Genomic DNA, 5300 nt, shown 5'->3' with positions numbered 1-5300 from the left:
GCCCGCCTTCAACGCGGCATAACCTGCCGCGGCCTATCTTCGGGCCATGCATGGGCGGCGGGCATTTCTCCAGCGATGGGGCCGCATCGCGCTGGGTGCGGTCGGGGGCATGCTTGTGCATCGCCTGCAGGCAGGCGGGACGCCGGCGCGGCTGCACGAGGCCCGGCAGGAGCCGGTGAGGCTGTTCCTGTGCGGCGACGTCATGCTGGGGCGCGGCATCGACCAGATTTTGGCCCATCCATCCGATCCGGCCTTGTACGAACAGGCCGTGCGCGACGCGCGCGAGTACGTGGCGCTGGCGGAACGGGCGAGCGGCCCGATCCCGCGGCATGTCGATGCGGACTACGTCTGGGGCGAGGCGCTGGCGCAGTGGCGGGCGCACCGGCCGGCGCTGCGCATCGCCAACCTGGAAACCAGCATCACGCGTTACGACCGGCCCTGGCCCAAGGGCATCAACTACCGCATGCATCCGGCCAACGTCGACGTGCTCACCGCCGCGCACATCGACGGCTGCGCGCTGGCCAACAACCACGTGCTGGACTGGGGACGCGAGGGTCTGGCGCAGACCCTGGCCGTGCTGCGCGCGGCGCATGTCGCCCTTGCCGGCGCGGGCGAACGGCTGGCCGCGGCACAGGCGCCGGCGGCATGGCCACTGCCCGGCGGGCGGCGCCTGCTGCTGTTCGCCGCGGCTACCGCCGATGCGGGCGTGCTGGCGGACTGGGCCGCCGACGTCACCCGCGCGGGCGTGTGGCGCCTGCCCGACCTGTCGGCAGGCACGGTCGCGCGCATCGCCGACGAGGTGGCTCGGCACCGGCGTGCGGGCGACCTGGTGGTGTTCTCGCTGCACTGGGGCGGCAACTGGGGTTACGAGATCGCCCCGGCGCAACGCGCGTTCGCGCACGCGCTGGTCGGCGACGCCGGGGTGGACCTGCTCTACGGCCATTCGTCGCACCACCCCAAGGCCATCGAGGTGTACCACGGCCACCTGGTGCTGTACGGCTGCGGCGACTTCCTCAACGACTACGAAGGCATCGGCGGCCACCAGGCCTACCGCGGCGAGCTAGGGCTGATGTACTTCCCGCAGCTGGAAACCTCGCGCGGGCGGCTGCGCGAGCTGGCGCTGGTGCCGACCCGCATCCGCCGCTTCCGCATCCAGCGGGCGCCGCCGCAGGATGGACAGTGGCTGCTCGGCGTCATGCGCCGCGAATGCGCCCGCATGGGTTGCGATGTGCGTGAGAAACCCGACGGCAGCTGGGCACTGGCGTGGTGAAGCGGGCTGGTGTTTCCAGGGGCACCCGCTCCTGGGTCGCAAGGGCAGGTCAGCTCTACACACGAACGTTTCCGGCGCTTACGCCGAAGGATACGGCTGCGGGCAAAGGGACCCGCGCAGCGGGCAAAGCCCCAGGCGCAGATCACGGAGAGCCGGTGCGCCAGGCAGAAAGCGCCTCGCGCCGGGCAGCCCGGGTCCTTCACGGGCACCTCACGCCTGGCGCTCGGCCGGGCGGCGCGCTGCCGCTTCTCGCGGCCGTCATCAGGCGCGCGTATCGTAGCCGCGCGCATATGCGGCATATGCGTACTTGCGTAGATGCCCATCGCCTGCCGATGGCGGCATCGAACGGGGGGACGCGGTCACCTAACCGAATCGACGTACAGGAGACCGTTTATGAAGACTCGACTGCTCATCGCCCTGGCGGCGGTGACGTTTGCCACCTGCGCCATGGGGACCACGCCCCCCACGGCGCTCAAGCTGCAGAAGGGCGGCACCACGGTGCCGGTCACCACGCCCCTGGGCGGCGCACCGCTGACCAGTCTGGAACAGGACCCGGCGATGAGCGCGGGCGACGCCGACTCCGGCGGCAACGGCGAGCTCGGCCCGCAGCCGGTGGTGAACCGCAGCATCGTCCATGGGCATCCGGCCGGTCTCGGGAGCATGGGCCACGCGTTGCGTGCCAAGTCCAATCCGCAGCTCGCGGGCGGTTTCGACGGCCTGAACTTCCGCGACCAGCGTTATGCCAACCACGGCAACCAGTTCTCGGTGGAGCCGCCCGACCAGGGCCTGTGCGCCGGCAACGGCTTCGTCATGGAAAGCGTCAACGACGTGCTGGCGATCTATGACCGCTCCGGCAACAAGCTGGTCGGTCCGGTCGACCTCAACACGTTCTACGGCTATGCGGCGGCGATCAATCGCACCACCGGCGCCTTCGGGCCGGAGGTCACCGACCCGACCTGCTACTACGACGCCGACACGCAGCGCTGGTTCCAGGTGGTGCTGACGCTCGACCGGGTCGGCACGAGCTCGTCTTTGTCGGGCAACAACCACCTCGACATCGCCGTCAGCCAGAGCGCCGATCCCACCGGCGCGTGGAACGTCTACCGCCTGCCGGCGCAGAACAACGGCACGCAAGGGACCCCGGACCACGGCTGCGCCGGCGGCTTCTGCCTGGGCGACTACCCGCACATCGGCGCCGACGCGCATGCATTCTTCGTCACCACCAACGAGTTCGCGCTGTTCGGCTCGGGCTTCTACGGCGCGCAGATCTACGCCATCTCCAAGCAGGCTCTGGCGGCGGGCGATCCCTCGCCCAACGTGGTGTTGTTCAACGGCGGCGATCCGAGCATACCGGCGCCTGCGTTCACGGTGTGGCCGGCCATTTCCTCCGGCGGCGTGCACGCCGGTGCGCACGGCGGCACCGAATACCTGCTGAGCTCCGACGCGGTGTTCTATGACTCGGGCACGTCCGACAGGCTGTGGCTGTGGGCGGTTTCCAACACGCAGGCCATCGACAGCTCGCCGATGGCGCTGGCGCTGGATGTCTCGCCGGTGGGCGTGCAGACCTACGCCGTGCCTACCAGCCTGGCCCAGCAGAAGGCGGGCGACGCACCCCTGCGCGACTGCTTTGCCGCGCCCGGCTGCGCACCGACCTACCTGGGCTACCCGACCATCGTCTATTCGACGCCCCGCGAGCTGGCGGTCAATGACTCGCGCATGCAGCAGGTGAGCTTCGCCAACGGCAAGCTGTGGGGCACGCTCGATACCGACGTGCTGCTGGCCGACGGCAGCCATGGTTCGGGCGTGGCCTACTTCGCCATCGATCCGAACACCGGCGGCGTGTTCGCCAATGGCACGCTCGCCCTGCCGGACGCCAACCTGACCTACGGCACCGCGGCGGTGACTCAGAGCGGGCGCGGCGTGATCGCGTTCACCGTGGTCGGCCCGAACGACTACCCGAGCGCCGGCTACGCCAGCCTGGATGCCAAGCTGGGCGCCGGCGACGTGCACATCGCCGCGGCGGGTGCGGGTCCCTGGGACGGCTTCACCGGCATTCCCTACCTGGGCCACGGCCGGCCGCGCTGGGGCGACTACGGTGCAGCCGCAGCCGACGGCAACACGATCTGGACCGCCTCCGAATACATCGCGCACTCCTGCACGCTGGCGCAGTACCTGACTGTCCCGCTGTTCCAGTGCGGCGGTACGCGCGGGGCCCTGGGCAACTGGGCGACGCGCATCTCGAACTTCCAGCTCTGAGGATCGGCGGATCCCGAAAACGCAGCGCGGTGGGGCCATGCTCCACCGCGCCAGCGTTCGCGATGCGCCGCGCTACTGCGCCGGCAGGCCGGTGAGCAGGGCGGTCGCCAGCATCACTTCGTTGATGTCGCGGTGCGCGGTCCAGGAGGGCGCCGCGCGATGGGCCGGCTCCCACCAGAACGCGGTGATCGCCTGGCCCAGCGGGGCCTGCGCGCCCAGTGCGGCGATCCGGCGCAAGCCGTGCGGGTCGTCCGCAAGCGGCCCCTCGGCTGCGTTGGCGGCGAGCCGGGCGACCTCGCCCAGGCCGATCGCCAGCCCGAGTTCGCGGAAGCCCAGCCGTTCCCCGGCCGGTGCCTGCAGCGGCAGCGCGCAATGTGGCAGGCTGGCCAGCGCGCTTTCCAGCACGCGCCCGAGCAGCGGGCGGGAGGCGGCCACGCCGGCACGCAGCAGGAGCTCCAGTTGGGCCGCGTCCATCAGCAGGCTGCCCAGGCCGAGCGGATCGGCGGTGGCCAGCTGGCTGTGCTCGAGCATGCCTGCGTAGTCGGCGACCGCGTGGTCCAGGGTCGGGCCGGACCGATCGGCCTGCGCCTGGGCCGTGGCGCGCAGCGTGAGCGCAGCGACCAGCCCGTCGAGCGGATCGTGCTGGCCCATCGACGGCACCAGCGGCCGCGAGAGGTCGGTGCTCATCTTCCAGACCATCCGGCGCCTGCCGGCGGCCCCGTAGGCGAACGCGCGGTGGGCGGCGTCGGCCAGTTCGCGCGCCCAGCGGTTGAGGTGCGGCATGCCGCGGTCGCGGGCGCGCCGGTCGAGCGCGCGCATCCAGCGTGTCAGGTAGTGGAAGTACTGGCCGTCGCGTTCCCATTCCAGCCGCCCGTCGATGGCATCGCCGGCGCCGCGCTCGGGCAGCGGCTTGCCGATGCGCAGCCCGGCGCGGGTGGGATGGGCGTCGTCAGCGCTGCCCTGCGCGCCGCGCAGCCAGCCCTCGCGCGGATCGTCGGCGCGGAAGTGGCCGAGCACGGCGTGGACCTGCTCGATCGTGCGTTGGGCGAGCGCGTCGAACTGCACTCCCGCCCCGGCATCGGCGAGCACCTGGAAATTGCCGACCGCGAAGGCATCGGTCCACAGGTAGCGCACCGGCGCAGCCTCGGTGTCCAGCCCGGTGCGCTGGGCGAACGCCGCCATGAGCGCCGCTGCCGTGGTGATGTCGGGGAACGCCATGCGCGGGGCTTAGCGCGTGGCGTTCCAAGGCGGCGTGAATGGCGCGACGGAGCGTGGGAACGGCCTGCGGACGGCCGCTCAGTCCGGCCAGTTCCTCTACCCGGCCGGCCGGCACGGCGAGGCGCTGGCGCGGCTTGAATCCACGCTGGAACTGGAGCCGCGCTTCTGGATCGCGCACATCTGTCTGGCGAAGGTCCTGGCCAGGCTGGGCGCCATGACGAGGCGCTGGCGGCTTGCCAGCAGGCCTACGCCTGCTCCGGCGACAACGCCGAGGCGCCATCCATCGCCGCTTTCGTGCACGCGGCGGCGGGCCGGCACGAACTGGCCAGGCGCAAGCTGGACGAACCGCTCGAACGCGGTGCGCGCGCCTACGTGCCGCCCTACGACATCGCCCTGATCCACGCCGGCCTGGGCGACACCGGCGCGGCGATGCGCTGGCTGCAGCGCGCCTTGGCGGAGCGCGACGTGCAATGGTGTCCCTGCGCGACTACAAGTGGGACAGCCTGCGCGCGCTAAGACTTCCGCGCGCTGGTGCGCAGTGTCGGACTGCCGGTCG

5 protein-coding genes are annotated in these 5300 nt (G+C 71.5%); 3 read left to right on the top strand and 2 right to left on the bottom strand.

The genetic code is table 11. The features are described 5' to 3' along the window. Positions 1 to 238, bottom strand: a 238-nt coding sequence (locus HOQ08_RS01920) for a hypothetical protein (protein ID WP_291190768.1), incomplete at its 3' end; no start/stop codon positions are given. Between HOQ08_RS01920 and HOQ08_RS01915 the strand changes: the two genes are divergently transcribed. Both HOQ08_RS01915 and HOQ08_RS01910 read left to right on the top strand, forming a co-directional pair. Beyond that, positions 203 to 1270: a CapA family protein gene (locus HOQ08_RS01915; RefSeq protein WP_291190765.1), complete on the top strand. Its 1068-nt coding sequence runs from the start codon at positions 203 to 205 to the stop codon at positions 1268 to 1270. The genes HOQ08_RS01920 and HOQ08_RS01915 overlap by 36 nt on opposite strands. Positions 1271 to 1663: 393 nt before the next feature. Further along, on the top strand, positions 1664 to 3526 hold the full coding sequence (locus HOQ08_RS01910; protein WP_291190762.1) for a hypothetical protein: 1863 nt from the start codon (positions 1664 to 1666) through the stop codon (positions 3524 to 3526). 72 nt (positions 3527 to 3598) lie between these two features. On the opposite strand, the gene HOQ08_RS01905 is transcribed toward HOQ08_RS01910, so the two are convergent. Next, complete coding sequence (locus tag HOQ08_RS01905) at positions 3599 to 4744, bottom strand: hypothetical protein (RefSeq protein WP_291190759.1); 1146 nt, start codon at positions 4742 to 4744, stop codon at positions 3599 to 3601. Between the two features lie 294 nt (positions 4745 to 5038). Between HOQ08_RS01905 and HOQ08_RS01900 the strand changes: the two genes are divergently transcribed. Next, positions 5039 to 5260 carry a hypothetical protein gene (locus tag HOQ08_RS01900; protein ID WP_291190755.1) on the top strand — a complete coding sequence of 74 codons (222 nt, stop codon included), beginning with the start codon at positions 5039 to 5041 and terminating at the stop codon, positions 5258 to 5260. Positions 5261 to 5300 lie beyond the last annotated feature (40 nt).

This window comes from Frateuria sp. (genome assembly GCF_013362045.1).
Taxonomy (GTDB): domain Bacteria; phylum Pseudomonadota; class Gammaproteobacteria; order Xanthomonadales; family Rhodanobacteraceae; genus Frateuria_A.
Note: the sequence above shows the minus strand (reverse complement) of the source record. Positions and strands in the feature narration are given on the sequence as shown.